This is a genomic window from Pseudomonas sp. RHF3.3-3 (assembly GCF_048069595.1).
GTDB lineage: Bacteria > Pseudomonadota > Gammaproteobacteria > Pseudomonadales > Pseudomonadaceae > Aquipseudomonas > Aquipseudomonas fuscovaginae_B.
This window is the reverse complement of the sequence record NZ_CP182250.1, coordinates 4554024-4575457: the sequence shown is the minus strand read 5'-3', so window position 1 is coordinate 4575457 and position 21434 is coordinate 4554024. Positions and strand designations below refer to the sequence as shown.

Annotated in this window: 3 protein-coding genes; all 3 read left to right on the top strand. The window is 60.2% G+C overall.

Going from position 1 to position 21434, the window contains the following annotated elements; genetic code table 11:
• The first annotated feature begins 559 nt into the window (after positions 1-559).
• The 3 genes from ACMGT0_RS20050 (at position 560) to ACMGT0_RS20040 (ending at position 21329) form a co-directional block, all read left to right on the top strand.
• Positions 560-3010 (top strand): penicillin acylase family protein, encoded by a 2451-nt coding sequence (locus ACMGT0_RS20050; RefSeq protein ID WP_416769457.1) that lies wholly within the window; start codon positions 560-562, stop codon positions 3008-3010.
• Positions 2994-4718, top strand: a complete 1725-nt coding sequence (locus ACMGT0_RS20045; RefSeq protein WP_416769455.1) for a cyclic peptide export ABC transporter — start codon at positions 2994-2996, stop codon at positions 4716-4718. Before ACMGT0_RS20050 ends, ACMGT0_RS20045 begins: the two co-directional genes overlap by 17 nt.
• 174 nt (positions 4719-4892) lie before the next feature.
• Positions 4893-21329, top strand: coding sequence for an amino acid adenylation domain-containing protein (locus ACMGT0_RS20040; protein WP_416769453.1), 16437 nt, complete (start codon positions 4893-4895; stop codon positions 21327-21329).
• Positions 21330-21434: the final 105 nt, after the last annotated feature.

Below are 21434 nucleotides of genomic sequence, written 5' to 3'. Positions count from 1 at the left end.
TCCCGCTCAACACTTACACTTCGTTTAGGAGGGGGCGCCGCAGCGCGCTACGCCTGTGACAGCTCAGGGGAGCGGGCTTGCGGCTGCATGGCTTCGGTATAGGCCAGTCATTGCGTGCAACGAGTTGGGGACTTTCGGATCCGGGCTCCGGAGCGCTCAGGTACGACCTGAAGCGCTGTACGTAGGAGTCCGCCCTGTTTATCAGGACTTCAACACTTTCGGCGGCGATGGATGCCCGGATGTAGGTTAGTAGGCTGGGATGGGCCGATCGCGCCAAGGTCTTTCGACAGTAGATTCCGCTTGGTCATTGCGTTAGGATGCTAACCGTTTGACACGTAACTCATATTAAATGGAATTATTGAAGGTTATGCGGTTATTTGATGATTTTCTGTTAGTTTTGCTGGCGAATAGTGTTGCAGCGAATCATTGCTCGCAGTCGTTAGGCTCTCGGTTGGATACTGGCTTGTTGATATGAGTCGGTGGGATGGACTTGTATGATTTTAGGTCGGCGATGAAGAGTTTTCGTTAGCCTCCATCCCGTTGAGAGAAAGGATTCGTTGTGATCAATAAGTTTCCGCTGTTGTCTCGTCTGTTGCTGATCATCATACTTCCTTTGTTGATCGTGCTTGGGATTGGGCTGTGCTATCTGCACTCATCATTGCCTCCAGCAAAGGCAACGTTGTTCTGGCGCGGTCATGATCCGGGCGCAGTGACCATCACCCGTGATGCGCACGGTATGCCGCATATTCGCGGAGCATCGGATCTCGCCGTCTTCTATGCGGCGGGGTATGCTCAGGCGCAGGACCGCTTATGGCAAATGGAGATTCAACGTCGCATCGCGCAGGGGCGCCTGAGCGAAATACTGGGTCGTGGCTCGGTCAAGCAGGACGCTTGGTTTAAAACCCTGGGGCTCTATCGTGCAGCAGGCAAAGCATGGGAATCGTTGAGTGAGGCGTCGCGCGCTTCCCTCTTGGCGTACGCCGAGGGCGTCAACGCCTGGATCTCCGAGCAGCGGGCCTTGCCACCCGAATTCATCGCGTTCGGGATAAAACCGCAGCCATGGACTCCGGTGGATTCGCTGGCTTGGATCAAAGTATTCGCCCTGAACCTGTCGGGGAACTTCGACGACGAGATGCAGCGCTATATAGCGAGTGCCTATTTCAATTCCGATCAGATCAACTTTCTTTTCAGCCGGCACCAGGACGGTGGGGGGACGCAGAGCAATGGGGTCGATAACGCTCATGTGCAGGCCCTGGCGGCTGTGGTCGAAGGGCAGCGGGTCTTGCGGGAAGATCTGAACTTGGGAGGCAAATGGCTGGGGAGCAATGCCTGGGTGACGGCCGGGCGATTGGCTGCGGATGGTCGACCTACGCTTGCCAATGACCCGCATCTTGGATTGAGCATTCCGTCCTGGTGGTATCCGGTCGCGCTCGAAGGGGAGCATCTAAAAAGCGTCGGCATGAGCTTGATCGGGTTGCCGGTGGTGGTGCTGGGGCTGAACAGCGACATCGCTTGGGGGGCTACCAGCATGACGGCTGACGTACAGGATCTATATTTCGAGACGCTCGATGCGAAGCGGCCGGGTCAGTATCTCCGTGACGGCCGATGGGAGCCGCTTGAAGTGCGCACCGAGGAAATACAGGTCAAAGCGGACTTTCCCGCAGTGCTGCGAACAGCGCTCGAGCCTGTGCGCTTGCAGGTCAGAAGTTCCGTCCATGGACCTATTATCACCGCTATGGATCCTGCCCTTGAAGCGGTGGCGTCATTACGCTGGGTGGCCTTCGATAATAACGACACCACCTATGAAGCCTTGCTCAGGTTGAACTATGCCAAGGATTGGCAGGCCTTCAAGTCGGCATTGTCCTTGTTCGTTTCACCGGCGCTGAATTTTTTATACGCTGACGTTCAAGGTAATATTGGCTATCAAGGCGCCGGTCGGATTCCTATTCGTAAGAACGGACATGGACTTGCTCCTGTATCTGGCGAAACGAGTGAATTTGAGTGGGAAGGCTATATCCCTTTTAACGATATGCCTCAGCGTTTCAATCCGCCAGAAGGATACTTGGTGTCGGCAAATGACGACGTAACGGGGGCGGATTATCCTTATTTCATTTCCAGTAACTGGGCTCCACCCGGTCGAGCCTTGCGTATTCGCCAGTTGATCGCCGAAAGTCTCGAGCGCTCGGGCGGTCTTGACTTGGAGACCCACCAGCGAATTCAGCAGGACGTGATGAGTCTACCGGCTTTGCGAATGGCCACAGCCTTGGCAACGCTCGAGGGGCGTACGCCGCGACAGAGTCTCGCCTTGACGCAACTGCGTGGTTGGGATGGAAACATGTCGTTGGACAGTGTGCCAGCGGCGATCTTCAACGTCTGGATGCGCCATGTGGTTGATCGAGTCTTCGCGGCTAAGGCACGCGTTCCGTTCAACCAGCGAGGTCATCTGGTCGACGTCGAAGCGTTGTTTGCGCGATTAAGTACGGATGATGTGTATGCGGCGTTGGACGGTACCTCTAGCGCATGGTGTGACCTTAAGGAAAAACCCAGGCCTTGTGCCGCGGCACTTTATGAGTCCTTGGATCTGGCGTTGGATGAGCTGGAGAAGCTGAAAGGCGGAGATATGAGTGCTTGGCGCTGGGGGGGGCTGCAGCACGGGCTATACGAACATACCCCATTCAGTTTCATAAAACCGTTGAACGCGATTTTCGAGCGTAGTGTCGCCGCCGCTGGTTCTACGGATACAGTGAATGTTTCATATTATTCATTCATGAACGCCAATAGCTATGTGAAGCATGTTGGGGCTGGCTTCCGCCAGGTCATGAGCATGGGGGCGGTGGAAAACTCGTATTCCTACATGAACTCCACGGGGCAGTCGGGGAGCGTGCTAAGTGCTCACTACGCCGACATGCTCACTCCGTTCGCTCTGGGGCAGTATTATCACATGACGCTGCGCCGGGATGACGTCGAAAACAATTCGGAGAACAGTCGCCGGCATGATGCTCATCAGTGAATTTGGGCGCAAAGCCCCCAATCGATTGTTTTTTGCATTGATCCTTGGTTCCCTGGCGGGTATTTGCTATGCCTTCCTCATTCCAATTGTTTTGAGTACTTTGGGTGGTCAGGACGATGGCCTTTCGCCAGTGAGTGAGGAGCGTTACACCTTCCTGTCGATCGAGATTGCGAACCACAAGATGGCGGCGGTCTTCCTGGCGCTATGCGTGATAATCGTGCTGGCGCGAACGGCATCGCGCACAATTCTGATGCGAATCTCCGCAGAGCTGACGTTGAATCTGCGCATCAAACTTTATCAGAAGATATCAGGGGCAGATCTGCGTAACCTCGAGGGTGTCGGACATTCCAGGATCATTACCGCCATGACTGAGGATGTTCGTCGCGTGGTGTTAGGGGGGCAGTTGCTGCCTGACCTATTGATGAGCAGTGTCACGCTACTGGGTATGTTGACTTTCTTGGCGCTTCTGAATACAGCAGTGTTCGTGTTCGTCGTTCAGGCTATCTGCGTGGGCGTGCTCATGCATCAGTTGCCGGTATTCTTCGGCAATCGTAGCTTCTCCCGATCACGTGCAATACTGGGCAAACTACAAAGCGCCATGACCGGTTTGGTCTATGGCGCTAAGGAGCTGAAATTAAACTCTGAGGGGTTGAAGTACTACATGGAAAATGTGGTACTTGCGCACGAGCGGGACCTGCTCAAGGCCGACAGAACCACTTATACGTTTTTGGTCGCGGCGAATTCGTATGGTGACTTGCTGAGTTTCTTCGTGATTGGGGTCGTTTCGTTTATTTTCGTCAATTACCACGCTATCAGCTCGACGGAACTGGTGGGAGTGGTAATGGCTCTGCTCTACGTAGCGGGCCCTGTGGCGATGATCATTGATGTGACGTTTCCTATCATCATGGGTAAGAACGCATTGCGCCAGCTTGAGCAATTGTTCGGTGAGCTGTCCGAGGATCGATCGCTTGAAGGTGTGGAACCCGCAGGGCCTTGGCAGTGCATGGAGTTGTCCAACATTGTCTTCCAGCACGAGTCTCAAGTGCATGGAGAGATCTATAAGGTTGGGCCGGTCTCCCTGAGCGTACGCCGTGGCAACTTGACGTTCATTGTTGGTGGCAACGGCTCCGGTAAGACGACACTGTGCAAGATGATTTCACTGCATTACTCGCCCCTGAGTGGGAGCATTTCATTCGATGGGCGTGCTGTTGATGATTCTTCACGTGAGGGGTTTCGTCAGGAAATTTCGGCAATTTATTCTGACTACCATTTGTTCGAGCAATTACTGGCTCCAATGACGGAGCATATTCATGAACGAGCCCGTGGCTATTTGTCTATGCTCGGCCTGGAAAACAAGGTAACGATCAATGATGGCGTGTTCTCCACCCTGGCGTTGTCGGATGGGCAGCGTAAGCGTCTGGCGTTGCTGGTCGCTTTGCTGCAAGACCGGTCCTTGTACATCTTCGATGAGTGGGCGGCAGATCAGGATCCTGGATTCAAGGAGATATTCTATCGCCGTGTTCTCCCCCTCTTGCGAGCGGAGGGCAAGGCTGTGGTCGTGATCAGCCATGATGATAGATATTTCGATGTGGCCGACCAGATCGTTGTGATGGAAGATGGCTCGCTGGTTGATTTCCAAACGGTTGGCTCGGATCACAAGGGGCGGACGAAGACGTCACCGGGGGTAGTGCTCGGCGAGAGGTCATGAACGATTTGATCTGTAGGGGCTATTCATATTTAGAACATAGGGTGTGGTGTTTTAATTTGTAGCGGACTCATTTCCCAAGGTCTGGCAGGTTTTGGGTATAGGTTGTACGGTCATTGATACTGCGCTGGCTGATTATTGGGTGAGCGGGGCGATGCTGGAGTAGCGCGGTGTCGGATGGCCATGCTGGCGCGTCTTTTTTCTCATGGATTGGAGTTCTTCATTGTGCACGCTGACGGTTTAGTTGTTCCGCAGGATCCCGTAATCTACTTGTTGCGGACATTGGATCAGTCAGGAGTTCGTCTTAGCGTAAACGCAAATGGACAGCTCAGCGTCAAGGCACCCAAGGGAGGTTTGACTCCCGAGCTCAGACAATTGATCAGTGACAACAAGGCAGCGCTTGTTGCTCAGTTGCGCGACAGTGGCGCGCCTGTGCGTTTGTCGGTCGAGCAGCGTTCAACTCCCTTCCCGCTTTCCTCGGGGCAGCAGCGCCTCTGGTTCCTTGACCGTTACTCACCGGGGGAAGCACGTTATACGATCTCGGCCGCCGTTAGCCTTAGGGGCGCTGCTTTTCAGGTAGGACTGCTTCAGTACGCGGTCGATGCCTTATGTGAGCGCCATGAGGTATTGCGCACCACATTCATTGAAGTGAATGGCGAGCCGAGGCAGTGCGTGCAACCCACGTCGCGCCAGCCGATAGCGGTTATCGACTTGGAAGCATTGGAGCCGGCGGCCCGTACCGCGAAACTATATGCGACGCTAGAGTCTGAGGCGAATAAACCGTTCGACCTGGCGCTCGGACCGTTGCTGCGCGTTGGGGTTATTCGGCTGGCACCGGCAGAGCATGTTCTGTTCATCAATATTCACCATATCATCGCTGATGATTGGTCAATGACATTGTTGGTCCACGAAATAGCCGAGTTTTATAGTCGCGGTGTGGCGGGTATGGCCTGCGAATTTACGCCCCTGGCCCTGCAATACCTCGACTATGCAGCGTGGCAACGCAGGCAGGTGCAAAACGGCCTATTGATTCCGCAGATCGAATATTGGCGGACGCAGTTGGCGGATGCACCAGAGTTATTGCACTTGCCCACGGATCGTTCACGTCCTGCCGTGCAAACCTATCGAGGGGCGAGTCTACCTTTCCGCCTGAAGTCGCAGATGGTTTCTCGCTTGACGGCGATTGCTCAATCTCGCGGAGCGACGCTTTTTATGGTGTTGCATGCGGCATTCTGCGTGTTGTTGCATCGCTATAGCGGGCAGACAGATTTATGCATTGGCGTCCCCGTTGCCGGTCGTGGCAGAGTGGAGTTCGAGCCCCTGATAGGCTTTTTCGTCAATACTCTGGTATTGCGCACACGTATTGAACCTTCCGCCAATTTCAGTGAATTGTTAGAGCATGTGAAAGCCACGGCGTTGCAGGCCTACGCATGCCAAGACGTTCCTTTTGAGCAGTTGGTCAACGAGCTTAAACTACCTCGTAATCTGAGCCATTCGCCGTTGTTCCAGGTCATGCTGGTGATGCAAGGTGCCAGCAGAGGAGCGATCAACATTCCGGGTTTGCGTGTTGAACCGTTAGATGTGGCTGTACAGGTGAGCAAATACGATCTCACCTGTATGTTCATGCAGAGTGGCCAGGAAGGGCACATGCTAGGCAGTATGGAATATAACTGCGATCTATTCGATGTGCTCACCATCGAACGCCTCATACGGCATTTCCAGGCAGTGCTTGAAGATGTCATGGAGCGCCCGGATGTACCGGTTCATAAGCTACGCATGCTTTCGCACGATGAGGTGCGGCAGACACTCTATGGCTGGAATGATACACGGGTTGCGCTAACCAAACCTTTGCTGGCGCATCAACAGTTTGAGCGTCAGGCCCGGCAAAACCCCGCGAAGTGTGCAGTCCTTCATGAAGGCAAAGAGCTTACTTATCACGAGTTGGAGGTCTACTCCCGTCAGTTGGCAGGGGAACTTCTCCGGCATGGTGTCGGTGCAGGGACATATGTTGCGGTAATGCTTGAACGCGGTCTGGACATACCCATTGCACTACTGGGTATTCTTCGCGCTGGTGCGACATATGTACCTTTGGATCCAAGCCACCCTGTAGAACGAATCAATTTCATGCTTGAGGATTGTGGCTCGGCATTTATCTTGGCGGGGCGCGATGCCTTCAACGGGCTCGAATCGATTGTGGGATGTACAAGGCTCGAACCCTGGGCATTGTATGGCCCGGATGTGCCAGTACCGTTGCCTGAGAGTCTACCCGTCGTTTCGGAGAGTGGGCTTGCTTATGTGATTTATACATCTGGGTCCACAGGCCTGCCTAAAGGTGTCATGGTAGAGCACCGCAACCTAATGAATCTCCTTCGGGCTATGCAGCGGCAAATTCCATTGGGCGTTGCAGATCGATTCCTGTCTGTGACCACACTGTCATTTGATATTGCCGCACTTGAGCTGTTCCACCCACTTATCCATGGTGCTCTTCTGCTGCTTGCTTCTAGGCAAACGGCGGCCAACCCGCAGTCACTAGCGAAAATCGTCGATGATCATGCCGTCACGGTGATGCAGGCGACTCCTTCTACCTGGCGTATGCTCGCCGAGCAGGGCTGGCCTTCGCGTAGGATGCAGATCCTTTCAGGTGGAGAGCCGTTGCCGGCAGGGTTAAGGCAGAGTTTGCTCGATTATGCCGGTGCATTCTGGAACCTCTATGGCCCCACTGAGACGACCATATGGTCTACCTGCCATCGTTTCGACACGGCCGATGGGAGAGACACAATCATTGGTGCCCCGATCGACAACACGCAAGTGTATGTGCTCGGACCCGCTGGCGAGTTGCTGCCTATCGGGGTAGTGGGGGAGATTTACATAGGTGGTGCAGGTGTGAGCCGCGGTTATCTGAATCGCCCAGCCCTGACCGCCCAGCGGTTTGTGCCGGATCCGTATGGAACGGAGCACGGTGGCCGTCTTTACCGGACGGGAGACTTGGGGGCCTGGCGGGCTGACGGTAGTCTCGAGTACGTGGGGCGATACGATTTTCAAGTCAAGATACGCGGTGCGCGTATCGAGCTTGGCGAGATCGAGTCGGCTCTGGCCAAGCACGAACAGGTTAGGCAAGTCGTAGTGGATGCCCGCTTTGACGCTGAAGGGAATCAGCGGCTGGTTGCTTATGTCGTGTCTCGCCAAGCCGATCAGGACATGCTGGTTACAACGTTGCGTGCTCATTTGCGCGCAACTCTGGCGGAACACATGCTGCCGAGCGTGCTGGTGTTTCTTGACGCCTTGCCATTGACGGCGAACGGGAAAATTGACCGTAAAGCCCTACCGGCTCCCGAGCGGCTTTTGCCGATGACATCGAACGACACGGCGCCTCAGTCTGAGTATGAGCAGGTTCTGGTAGAGGTGTGGAAGGGGCTGCTGGGGCTGGAGCGAGTAGGGCGCAATGATAACTTTTTTGAAATCGGCGGGCATTCTTTGCTCGCTGTTTCAATGGTCGCGAAGCTGCGCAAGTACGGATTGGAACTGGACATCCATTCGATTTTCGCCAGGCCTCGTCTGGCGGAGATGGCCGATGTTTTGCGAGAGGCGAGTAATGTCGAGGTACCGGCAAACCTGATTACATCCGAGACATCCAGCATCACGCCTGAGATGTTGCCATTGATTGCATTATCCCAGGCCGATATTGATTTGCTGGTCCAGCAGGTGCCTGGAGGTATTGCCAACATTCAAGATATCTATGCCCTGTCGCCCATGCAGGACGGCATTTTGTTCCATCACTTGTTGGCCCCTCAAGGGGACCCCTATCTGATGGTCTACGAGCTTGCCTTCGCCGAACGCGCCATACTCGATCGCTACCTGAGTAAAGTCGAACAAGTCATTGGTCGTCATGACATCTTGCGTACCTCGTTTCATTGGCGTGACCTCCCTGTTCCGGCGCAGGTCGTCTGGCGTCATGCCCCTCTACAGACGACTTTCCTTGAGCTGGATGCCCGGCATGGCCCTGTCCTCGAGCAGCTTCGTGACCGTTTCGACCCGCGTAAACATAGTTTAGACATCAGCCAAGCTGGGTTATTACGGGCGGTTGTTGCCGAGGATGCCGAGCAGGGACGATGGTTGCTGCATTTGCGTTTGCATCATCTGATTGGTGACCATGTCACGCTGCAAATGCTCAATAACGAGGTCTTCTCCCTGCTTGCCGACCAGCAGTGTGCGCTGGCGCCGGTGCGTCATTTTCGAGATTTTGTGGCCCATACCTACCTTGAGTCGGCTGTTGGCCGCTACGAACGATTTTTCCGCGATTACCTTTCCTCGGTTAGTCAGCCGAGCTTGCCCTTCGGGATCGCGCAGGCGTCGCCTGAACATTTCCAGGAACATCGACAATGGGTGCCAGCCCAACTCCTCGGGCGCCTGAATTACCATGCGCGTCGCCTCGGCGTCAGTTTGAGTAGCCTATGCCATCTTGCTTGGGCGCTGACAGTTGCGCGGACCAGCCAGAACCGCCATGTGGTGTTTGGCACTGTGTTGCTAGGACGGGCATCTTCCTCAGCATTCGACGAGCCCGCTATGGGACTCCTGATCAACACGCTTCCCTTCAGCCTCGCCGTGCAAGATGTCTCGGTTGATGAAGCTGTTCGCAATGCCCATGCTTCCCTGGCTCTGTTGCTGCGTCATGAGCACGCGCCGCTGACGTTGGCGCAGCGCTGCGGTTCCATTCCCGCGTCCACGCCTCTGTTCAGCGCGTTGCTCAACTACCGACATAATCTTGCGAGCGTCGTCGGTACTGAGGATGCCCTGCCTGCGGGAATTCAGTGGTTAGGCGGACGTGTGGGCGTGACATACCCCTTCAGCATGACGATCGAGGCTCATGAGGAGTCGATGGAGCTTATCGCGCATGTCGTTGCGCCAGTTCCAGCGCGGCGAATGGGTGACTACATGCTGCGGTCATTGCAAGCCTTGGCAAACAGCATGGACGATGATTCACAGGCGATGCTCGATGGTCTTGATATCCTGTCACCCGATGAGCGGCGCCAGGTTTTGCAAGGCTGGAACGCAACGGTCACGCCGGTGCCGGCCGGTGACTTGATCGAGTTGTTCGAGGCCCAGGTAGCCCGCACGCCATCGGCAGTAGCGCTCAGCCATGGCGAGCGTCAGGTGAGTTATGCCGAGCTCAACGCGCAGGCCAATGCCGTGGCCCATGCCTTGCGGGCCGATGGAATCGGCGCCCAGGATGTGGTGGCGCTGGCCCTGCCACGCTCGCTGGAGCTGGTGGTGGGCATCCTGGGGGTGCTCAAGGCCGGCGCGGCCTACTTGCCGATGGACCTGAATCACCCGGCGGAGCGGTTGGCCTGGATGCTGGAGGACGTACGTCCACGGGGTGGATTGTGCCTGGCCTCGGCGTGCGAGCGCTTGCCGGCGCTTGTGGCCTGGCAGCCCCTGGATGGGCGTGCGGGTGAGCAATGGTTGGAGGGACGCGATCGAGGAAACCCGCTGGGGTGCCGCCAGGGTGATGAGCTGGCGTATGTCGTGCATACCTCCGGCTCGACGGGGCAGCCCAAGGGTGTGATGGTGACGCACGCCAGCCTTGCCAACAAGATCGCAGACGCGGCGCGCCACCTGTCACTCTCGGCCAGCGACCGCTTGAGCCTGCTCAGTGGTCCGTCGTTCGATGCGCTGATCATCCAGATGGGCACGCCCCTGCTTGCAGGGGCTTGCGTGGTGGTGATCGAGGACACGGTGCGCGATGATCTCGACCGGTTCTGGGCCTATGTGCAGGACCAGGCGATCAGCGTCCTTAGTTGCGTGCCATCGTATCTGACCCATGCGCTGCGCAGTGGCCATGCCAAGCCGTCGGTGCGGCATGTCATCCTATGGGAGGAGGCGTGGCCCTCGGAGCTGTGCCAGAGTATCCGCCAGGCGCTGAGGGCTGAACGCGTCACCAATCTGTATGCGTCGGCTGAGGCCGGTAGCACGGGCGCGCAAATGGTGCCGAATGAGACGGGGGAGGACAGTGATTCGCCGATCAATACCTCATTCGGCGGTTATCAAGTCTACACCATGGCTGTGCGCAAAGAGGGTAGTCGCGCCGCACGCAACGACCATGAATTTCTACTCTGTCAGCTTTTTGCCCAGATGCTTGGGTTGGACACAGTAGGCATCGACGATAGCTTCTTTGAATTGGGCGGGCACTCGTTGCTGGCCATGCGTCTGGTCAATGCCGTGCGCGAGTCGCTGGGCGTGGAGTTGCCCCTGCGCAGTGTGTTCGAGACACCGACGGTCGCTCAACTGGTCAATGAGTGCCGAAACCTGAACGCGCAGCGTCCGCGGCTGGTTGCCATGCAGCGGCCCGAGTTGTTGCCGTTGTCGTTCGCGCAGCAGCGGTTGTGGTTTCTGGCACAGCTCGAAGGGGATGCCTCGACCTACATCGTCCCGACGGCCCTGCGCCTGCAGGGCGTGGTGGATTCGCAGGCGTTGCAGTCAGCCCTGGCCGACCTGGCGATGCGCCATGAGACCCTGCGCACCTGCTTCCAGGTGCGCCACGGTGAGCCATGGCAGGTCATCGCATCTCAGGCGCATGTGGACTTCGTCCAGCTCGACACGGACGCGGCGGCGCTGGAGGGCCTGCTGGCCGCCGAGCTCGAGCGGCCATTCGCCCTGGATCTTTCGCCGCCCTGGCGAGTCCGGTTGTATCGTTTGGGAGCCGAGGATCACGTGCTGCTGCTGGTGTTGCACCACATCGTTACCGATGGTGCTTCTCAAGGTCCCCTGTTGAATGACCTGGTACAGGCTTATCGAGCACGCTCGACCGGAAGGTCGCCGGACTGGACGGCGTTGCCGGTGCAGTACGCGGATTACAGCCTGTGGCAACGGGGCTGGTTGGGCGAGCTTGAAGACGAGCAGAGCGCACTGGCCCACCAGTTGGGCTATTGGCGTCAGGCGCTGCACGAGCTGCCCACGCAGATTTCCCTGCCGACGGATCGGCCTCGCCCAGCCGTCGCCAACACGGAAGGTGGCGTGGTCCGCTTCCAGGTGCCAGCCGCGTTGCACCAGCGGTTGCAGGCCTTGGCCCAGTCACGGCGGGCGACCTTGTTCATGGTACTGCAGGCGGGTTTCGCAGGGCTATTGAGCCGCCTGGGCGCCGGGACCGACATTCCGATCGGCAGCCCGGTCGCAGGGCGGATCGAGGAAAGCCTGGAGCCACTGGTGGGATTCTTCGTCAACACCTTGGTGTTGCGCACGGACACCAGCGGCAACCCTGACTTCCTGAGCTTGATCGACCGTGTGCGGGCAACCGACCTGGAGGCCTATTCGAATCAGGACCTGCCGTTCGAGCGCCTGGTCGAGGCGCTCAACCCTGTGCGTTCGTTGGCGCACCATGCGTTGTTCCAGGTCACACTGACCTTGGAGGCCAGCCAGAGCGCGGATCTTGAGCAACTGGCGTTGCCGGGCTTGGTGGTGAGTCCGCTGGCGGCCAGTGGCACTCGAGTCAAGTTCGACCTGTCCCTGTCGTTCACGGAGCAGGCTGGGCAGCAGGGCATGCAAGGTGCGCTGGAGTATCGCCAGGATCTGTTCGACTCGGCCACGGTCGAGACCTTGGCGCAGCGCTTGCTGATCCTGCTCGAGGCGGCCAGCCAGTCGCCCGAGACCTCACTGGGTGAACTGGACATATTACGACCCGATGAGCGGCGCCAGGTGTTGCAAGGCTGGAACGCAACGGTCACGCCGGTGCCGGCCGGTGACTTGATCGAGTTGTTCGAGGCCCAGGTAGCCCGCACGCCATCGGCAGTAGCGCTCAGCCATGGCGAGCGTCAGGTGAGTTATGCCGAGCTCAACGCGCAGGCCAATGCCGTGGCCCATGCCTTGCGGGCCGATGGAATCGGCGCCCAGGATGTGGTGGCGCTGGCCCTGCCACGCTCGCTGGAGCTGGTGGTGGGCATCCTGGGGGTGCTCAAGGCCGGCGCGGCCTACTTGCCGATGGACCTGAATCACCCGGCGGAGCGGTTGGCCTGGATGCTGGAGGACGTACGTCCACGGGGTGGATTGTGCCTGGCCTCGGCGTGCGAGCGCTTGCCGGCGCTTGTGGCCTGGCAGCCCCTGGATGGGCGTGCGGGTGAGCAATGGTTGGAGGGACGCGATCGAGGAAACCCGCTGGGGTGCCGCCAGGGTGATGAGCTGGCGTATGTCGTGCATACCTCCGGCTCGACGGGGCAGCCCAAGGGTGTGATGGTGACGCACGCCAGCCTTGCCAACAAGATCGCAGACGCGGCGCGCCACCTGTCACTCTCGGCCAGCGACCGCTTGAGCCTGCTCAGTGGTCCGTCGTTCGATGCGCTGATCATCCAGATGGGCACGCCCCTGCTTGCAGGGGCTTGCGTGGTGGTGATCGAGGACACGGTGCGCGATGATCTCGACCGGTTCTGGGCCTATGTGCAGGACCAGGCGATCAGCGTCCTTAGTTGCGTGCCGTCGTACTTGGCGTATGCGCTGCGCAGTGGTCATGCCAAGCCGTCGGTGCGGCATGTCATTCTGGGGGGCGAGGCACTGGCCACGGAGTTGTGCCGCAGTATCCGCCAGGCGCTGGGTACCGAGCGGATCACCAACCTGTATGGGCCGACCGAGGCGACGTGCGATGCCACGGGGCACCGGGTCGGGTGGGACGAATTGGAAGACGCCAGCCAGTTACCGATAGGCGTGCCGGCGGCGAACTACCAGGTGTACGTGCTGGACGCACGGCTGGAGCCCGTGCCGGCCGGTACGGTCGGCGAGATCTATCTGGCCGGTGTCGGCCTGGCGCGTGGTTATTGGCAGCAGGGCGGGCTGACGGCGCGGCAGTTCGTGCCCAACCCCTACGGCGCAGCGGGTAGTCGGATGTACCGCACTGGCGACCTGGGGCAGTGGCGTGAAGACGGTTGCCTGCTCTATCGCGGGCGTCTCGACCAACAGGTCAAGATCAATGGCGTGCGCATCGAGCCGGGAGAGATCGAGGCGGTCTTGCTGAGGCATGAGGCGGTGGCACAGGCTGCGGTGCTGCTGCGTGGTGCCTCGCGCCTGGTGGGGTATGTGGTGTTGCACGAAGGGCAAGCGGTGGAGGTCGATGTCTTGCGTCAACACCTGTTGCAATGCCTGCCGGCCTACATGGTGCCCAGTGCCTTGGTGTTGCTGGCGTCGCTGCCGCGCACGGCCAACGGCAAGCTCGACCAGCGCGCCTTGCCGGAGCCACAAGCGCACAGGCCGGCCAGCCGTGCTGCGCGCGACGAGCAGGAAGCCTTGCTGTGCCGCCTGTTTGCCGAGGTGCTGGGCGTGGAAGCGGTGGGCATCGACGACAACTTCTTCGAAATGGGTGGACACTCGTTGCTGGCCATGCGTCTGGTCAATGCCGTGCGCGAGTCGTTGGGCGTGGAGTTGCCCCTGCGCAGTGTGTTCGAGACACCGACGGTCGCTCAACTGGTCAATGAGTGCCGAAACCTGAACGCGCAGCGTCCGCGGCTGGTTGCCATGCAGCGGCCCGAGTTGTTGCCGTTGTCGTTCGCGCAGCAGCGGTTGTGGTTTCTGGCACAGCTCGAAGGGGATGCCTCGACCTACATCGTCCCGACGGCCCTGCGCCTGCAGGGCGTGGTGGATTCGCAGGCGTTGCAGTCAGCCCTGGCCGACCTGGCGATGCGCCATGAGACCCTGCGCACCTGCTTCCAGGTGCGCCACGGTGAGCCATGGCAGGTCATCGCATCTCAGGCGCATGTGGACTTCGTCCAGCTCGACACGGACGCGGCGGCGCTGGAGGGCCTGCTGGCCGCCGAGCTCGAGCGGCCATTCGCCCTGGATCTTTCGCCGCCCTGGCGAGTCCGGTTGTATCGTTTGGGAGCCGAGGATCACGTGCTGCTGCTGGTGTTGCACCACATCGTTACCGATGGTGCTTCTCAAGGTCCCCTGTTGAATGACCTGGTACAGGCTTATCGAGCACGCTCGACCGGAAGGTCGCCGGACTGGACGGCGTTGCCGGTGCAGTACGCGGATTACAGCCTGTGGCAACGGGGCTGGTTGGGCGAGCTTGAAGACGAGCAGAGCGCACTGGCCCACCAGTTGGGCTATTGGCGTCAGGCGCTGCACGAGCTGCCCACGCAGATTTCCCTGCCGACGGATCGGCCTCGCCCAGCCGTCGCCAACACGGAAGGTGGCGTGGTCCGCTTCCAGGTGCCAGCCGCGTTGCACCAGCGGTTGCAGGCCTTGGCCCAGTCACGGCGGGCGACCTTGTTCATGGTACTGCAGGCGGGTTTCGCAGGGCTATTGAGCCGCCTGGGCGCCGGGACCGACATTCCGATCGGCAGCCCGGTCGCAGGGCGGATCGAGGAAAGCCTGGAGCCACTGGTGGGATTCTTCGTCAACACCTTGGTGTTGCGCACGGACACCAGCGGCAACCCTGACTTCCTGAGCTTGATCGACCGTGTGCGGGCAACCGACCTGGAGGCCTATTCGAATCAGGACCTGCCGTTCGAGCGCCTGGTCGAGGCGCTCAACCCTGTGCGTTCGTTGGCGCACCATGCGTTGTTCCAGGTCACACTGACCTTGGAGGCCAGCCAGAGCGCGGATCTTGAGCAACTGGCGTTGCCGGGCTTGGTGGTGAGTCCGCTGGCGGCCAGTGGCACTCGAGTCAAGTTCGACCTGTCCCTGTCGTTCACGGAGCAGGCTGGGCAGCAGGGCATGCAAGGTGCGCTGGAGTATCGCCAGGATCTGTTCGACTCGGCCACGGTCGAGACCTTGGCGCAGCGCTTGCTGATCCTGCTCGAGGCGGCCAGCCAGTCGCCCGAGACCTCACTGGGTGAACTGGACATATTACGACCCGATGAGCGGCGCCAGGTGTTGCAAGGCTGGAACGCAACGGTCACGCCGGTGCCGGCCGGTGACTTGATCGAGTTGTTCGAGGCCCAGGTAGCCCGCACGCCATCGGCAGTAGCGCTCAGCCATGGCGAGCGTCAGGTGAGTTATGCCGAGCTCAACGCGCAGGCCAATGCCGTGGCCCATGCCTTGCGGGCCGATGGAATCGGCGCCCAGGATGTGGTGGCGCTGGCCCTGCCACGCTCGCTGGAGCTGGTGGTGGGCATCCTGGGGGTGCTCAAGGCCGGCGCGGCCTACTTGCCGATGGACCTGAATCACCCGGCGGAGCGGTTGGCCTGGATGCTGGAGGACGTACGTCCACGGGGTGGATTGTGCCTGGCCTCGGCGTGCGAGCGCTTGCCGGCGCTTGTGGCCTGGCAGCCCCTGGATGGGCGTGCGGGTGAGCAATGGTTGGAGGGACGCGATCGAGGAAACCCGCTGGGGTGCCGCCAGGGTGATGAGCTGGCGTATGTCGTGCATACCTCCGGCTCGACGGGGCAGCCCAAGGGTGTGATGGTGACGCACGCCAGCCTTGCCAACAAGATCGCAGACGCGGCGCGCCACCTGTCACTCTCGGCCAGCGACCGCTTGAGCCTGCTCAGTGGTCCGTCGTTCGATGCGCTGATCATCCAGATGGGCACGCCCCTGCTTGCAGGGGCTTGCGTGGTGGTGATCGAGGACACGGTGCGCGATGATCTCGACCGGTTCTGGGCCTATGTGCAGGACCAGGCGATCAGCGTCCTTAGTTGCGTGCCGTCGTACTTGGCGTATGCGCTGCGCAGTGGTCATGCCAAGCCGTCGGTGCGGCATGTCATTCTGGGGGGCGAGGCACTGGCCACGGAGTTGTGCCGCAGTATCCGCCAGGCGCTGGGTACCGAGCGGATCACCAACCTGTATGGGCCGACCGAGGCGACGTGCGATGCCACGGGGCACCGGGTCGGGTGGGACGAATTGGAAGACGCCAGCCAGTTACCGATAGGCGTGCCGGCGGCGAACTACCAGGTGTACGTGCTGGACGCACGGCTGGAGCCCGTGCCGGCCGGTACGGTCGGCGAGATCTATCTGGCCGGTGTCGGCCTGGCGCGTGGTTATTGGCAGCAGGGCGGGCTGACGGCGCGGCAGTTCGTGCCCAACCCCTACGGCGCAGCGGGTAGTCGGATGTACCGCACTGGCGACCTGGGGCAGTGGCGTGAAGACGGTTGCCTGCTCTATCGCGGGCGTCTCGACCAACAGGTCAAGATCAATGGCGTGCGCATCGAGCCGGGAGAGATCGAGGCGGTCTTGCTGAGGCATGAGGCGGTGGCACAGGCTGCGGTGCTGCTGCGTGGTGCCTCGCGCCTGGTGGGGTATGTGGTGTTGCACGAAGGGCAAGCGGTGGAGGTCGATGTCTTGCGTCAACACCTGTTGCAATGCCTGCCGGCCTACATGGTGCCCAGTGCCTTGGTGTTGCTGGCGTCGCTGCCGCGCACGGCCAACGGCAAGCTCGACCAGCGCGCCTTGCCGGAGCCACAAGCGCACAGGCCGGCCAGCCGTGCTGCGCGCGACGAGCAGGAAGCCTTGCTGTGCCGCCTGTTTGCCGAGGTGCTGGGCGTGGAAGCGGTGGGCATCGACGACAACTTCTTCGAAATGGGTGGACACTCGTTGCTGGCCATGCGTCTGGTCAATGCCGTGCGCGAGTCGCTGGGCGTGGAGTTGCCCCTGCGCAGTGTGTTCGAGACACCGACGGTCGCTCAACTGGTCAATGAGTGCCGAAACCTGAACGCGCAGCGTCCGCGGCTGGTTGCCATGCAGCGGCCCGAGTTGTTGCCGTTGTCGTTCGCGCAGCAGCGGTTGTGGTTTCTGGCACAACTCGAAGGGGATGCCTCGACCTACATCGTCCCGACGGCCCTGCGCCTGCAGGGCGTGGTGGATTCGCAGGCGTTGCAGTCAGCCCTGGCCGACCTGGCGATGCGCCATGAGACCCTGCGCACCTGCTTCCAGGTGCGCCACGGTGAGCCATGGCAGGTCATCGCATCTCAGGCGCATGTGGACTTCGTCCAGCTCGACACGGACGCGGCGGTGTTGGAGGGCCTGCTGGCCGCCGAGCTCGAGCGGCCATTCGCCCTGGATCTTTCGCCGCCCTGGCGAGTCCGGTTGTATCGTTTGGGAGCCGAGGATCACGTGCTGCTGCTGGTGTTGCACCACATCGTTACCGATGGTGCTTCTCAAGGCCCCCTGTTGAATGACCTGGTACAGGCTTATCGAGCACGCTCGACCGGACGGTCGCCGGACTGGACGGCGTTGCCGGTGCAGTACGCGGATTACAGCCTGTGGCAACGGGACTGGTTGGGCGAGCTTGAAGACGAGCAGAGCGCACTGGCCCACCAGTTGGGCTATTGGCGTCAGGCGCTGCACGAGCTGCCTACGCAGATTTCCCTGCCGACGGATCGGCCTCGCCCAGCCGTCGCCAACACGGAAGGTGGCGTGGTCCGCTTCCAGGTGCCGGCCGCGTTGCACCAGCGGTTGCAGGCCTTGGCCCAGTCACGGCGGGCGACCTTGTTCATGGTACTGCAGGCGGGTTTCGCAGGGCTATTGAGCCGCCTGGGCGCCGGGACCGACATTCCGATCGGCAGCCCGGTCGCAGGGCGGATCGAGGAAAGCCTGGAGCCACTGGTGGGATTCTTCGTCAACACCTTGGTGTTGCGCACGGACACCAGCGGCAACCCTGACTTCCTGAGCTTGATCGACCGTGTGCGGGCAACCGACCTGGAGGCCTATTCGAATCAGGACCTGCCGTTCGAGCGCCTGGTCGAGGCGCTCAACCCTGTGCGTTCGTTGGCGCACCATGCGTTGTTCCAGGTCACACTGACCTTGGAGGCCAGCCAGAGCGCGGATCTTGAGCAACTGGCGTTGCCGGGCTTGGTGGTGAGTCCGCTGGCGGCCAGTGGCACTCGAGTCAAGTTCGACCTGTCCCTGTCGTTCACGGAGCAGGCTGGGCAGCAGGGCATGCAAGGTGCGCTGGAGTATCGCCAGGATCTGTTCGACTCGGCCACGGTCGAGACCTTGGCGCAGCGCTTGCTGATCCTGCTCGAGGCGGCCAGCCAGTCGCCCGAGACCTCACTGGGTGAACTGGACATATTACGACCCGATGAGCGGCGCCAGGTGTTGCAAGGCTGGAACGCAACGGTCACGCCGGTGCCGGCCGGTGACTTGATCGAGTTGTTCGAGGCCCAGGTAGCCCGCACGCCATCGGCAGTAGCGCTCAGCCATGGCGAGCGTCAGGTGAGTTATGCCGAGCTCAACGCGCAGGCCAATGCCGTGGCCCATGCCTTGCGGGCCGATGGAATCGGCGCCCAGGATGTGGTGGCGCTGGCCCTGCCACGCTCGCTGGAGCTGGTGGTGGGCATCCTGGGGGTGCTCAAGGCCGGCGCGGCCTACTTGCCGATGGACCTGAATCACCCGGCGGAGCGGTTGGCCTGGATGCTGGAGGACGTACGTCCACGGGGTGGATTGTGCCTGGCCTCGGCGTGCGAGCGCTTGCCGGCGCTTGTGGCCTGGCAGCCCCTGGATGGGCGTGCGGGTGAGCAATGGTTGGAGGGACGCGATCGAGGAAACCCGCTGGGGTGCCGCCAGGGTGATGAGCTGGCGTATGTCGTGCATACCTCCGGCTCGACGGGGCAGCCCAAGGGTGTGATGGTGACGCACGCCAGCCTTGCCAACAAGATCGCAGACGCGGCGCGCCACCTGTCACTCTCGGCCAGCGACCGCTTGAGCCTGCTCAGTGGTCCGTCGTTCGATGCGCTGATCATCCAGATGGGCACGCCCCTGCTTGCAGGGGCTTGCGTGGTGGTGATCGAGGACACGGTGCGCGATGATCTCGACCGGTTCTGGGCCTATGTGCAGGACCAGGCGATCAGCGTCCTTAGTTGCGTGCCGTCGTACTTGGCGTATGCGCTGCGCAGTGGTCATGCCAAGCCGTCGGTGCGGCATGTCATTCTGGGGGGCGAGGCACTGGCCACGGAGTTGTGCCGCAGTATCCGCCAGGCGCTGGGTACCGAGCGGATCACCAACCTGTATGGGCCGACCGAGGCGACGTGCGATGCCACGGGGCACCGGGTCGGGTGGGACGAATTGGAAGACGCCAGCCAGTTACCGATAGGCGTGCCGGCGGCGAACTACCAGGTGTACGTGCTGGACGCACGGCTGGAGCCCGTGCCGGCCGGTACGGTCGGCGAGATCTATCTGGCCGGTGTCGGCCTGGCGCGTGGTTATTGGCAGCAGGGCGGGCTGACGGCGCGGCAGTTCGTGCCCAACCCCTACGGCGCAGCGGGTAGTCGGATGTACCGCACTGGCGACCTGGGGCAGTGGCGTGAAGACGGTTGCCTGCTCTATCGCGGGCGTCTCGACCAACAGGTCAAGATCAATGGCGTGCGCATCGAGCCGGGAGAGATCGAGGCGGTCTTGCTGAGGCATGAGGCGGTGGCACAGGCTGCGGTGCTGCTGCGTGGTGCCTCGCGCCTGGTGGGGTATGTGGTGTTGCACGAAGGGCAAGCGGTGGAGGTCGATGTCTTGCGTCAACACCTGTTGCAATGCCTGCCGGCCTACATGGTGCCCAGTGCCTTGGTGTTGCTGGCGTCGCTGCCGCGCACGGCCAACGGCAAGCTCGACCAGCGCGCCTTGCCGGAGCCACAAGCGCACAGGCCGGCCAGCCGTGCTGCGCGCGACGAGCAGGAAGCCTTGCTGTGCCGCCTGTTTGCCGAGGTGCTGGGCGTGGAAGCGGTGGGCATCGACGACAACTTCTTCGAAATGGGTGGACACTCGCTGCTGGCCATGCGTCTGGTCAATGCCGTGCGCGAGTCGCTGGGCGTGGAGTTGGCCATTCGCAGCTTGTTCGAGGCACCGGCAGTCGCCCAGTTATCGGAGAGGCTGGCAGAGCCGCAAGCCTCTTCGCTCGCCATGCTGTTGCCTCTGCGCGTACTAAAGGGGACACCTACTCTGTTCTGCTTGCATCCAGGTCGCGGATTATGTTGGTCGTACTCTCAATTCATCAGGTATCTGCCTGGTGTATCGATGTATGGTCTGCAGGCGCGTGGAATCGAAAACGACGAACCACCAGCGGCAACCCTGGCAGTCATGGTAGAGGAATATATCGAGTGCATCCTGCAGACTCAACCGACCGGCCCCTATCATTTGATGGGATGGTCTTTCGGCGGCAGGATTGCCTTCGAGGTGGCGTGCGCACTTAAAGGTTTGGGGCATGAGATTGGCGAAGTTATCTTGCTTGATGCTCGGGTGCCGTTCGAAGGCTTTAACCACAGTTCAATCACGGAGCGGACGGTGTTCAATGCGATACTTTCAGAAAATGAGCCGCTTGGCCCGGGCGTTGAACGAGCTATCGGTAGCATGTCGGCGTTTCATGAATATTTGAAGCGCCAAAACAACCCGCTGGGGATGCTGGATGTTGAGATATTTCGACGAGTCGTTAAAACCACTATAAATAATACATGGCTGGGGGAAACCTCCATTGAGCGATGCTATCCGGGAACGCTTACCTATTTCAGCGCAGGCCGCAGTGCGCCGTCCGGTATGACGCAAAGCGACCAATGGTCTGGCTTTACATCCATGCCAATTCGGAATATTACGCTCGATTGTTCGCACGATGATATTGTCAAGGTTCCTGCCGTTCAGGAGGTCTGCCGCTATATTTCGAGTCGGCTGGGGCAGGGCGAGTGGCAATCAATTGAAACGATTGCCGCGATGAGAGTCTAGTCGAGGGCAATGACTGTTCGATGATGACACGCCCCCGGTGGGGATTATCTACTGCCGGGAGCGTTGTGCCTGCGACGCAGTGTTTAGATGCCTGTCAAGATACCT

Coding starts and splice junctions, on each gene's coding strand:
- ACMGT0_RS20045 (WP_416769455.1), top strand. CDS start 2,994: ATGATGCTCATCAGTGAATTTGGGCGCAAAGCCCCCAATCGATTGTTT.
- ACMGT0_RS20040 (WP_416769453.1), top strand. CDS start 4,893: ATGGCCATGCTGGCGCGTCTTTTTTCTCATGGATTGGAGTTCTTCATT.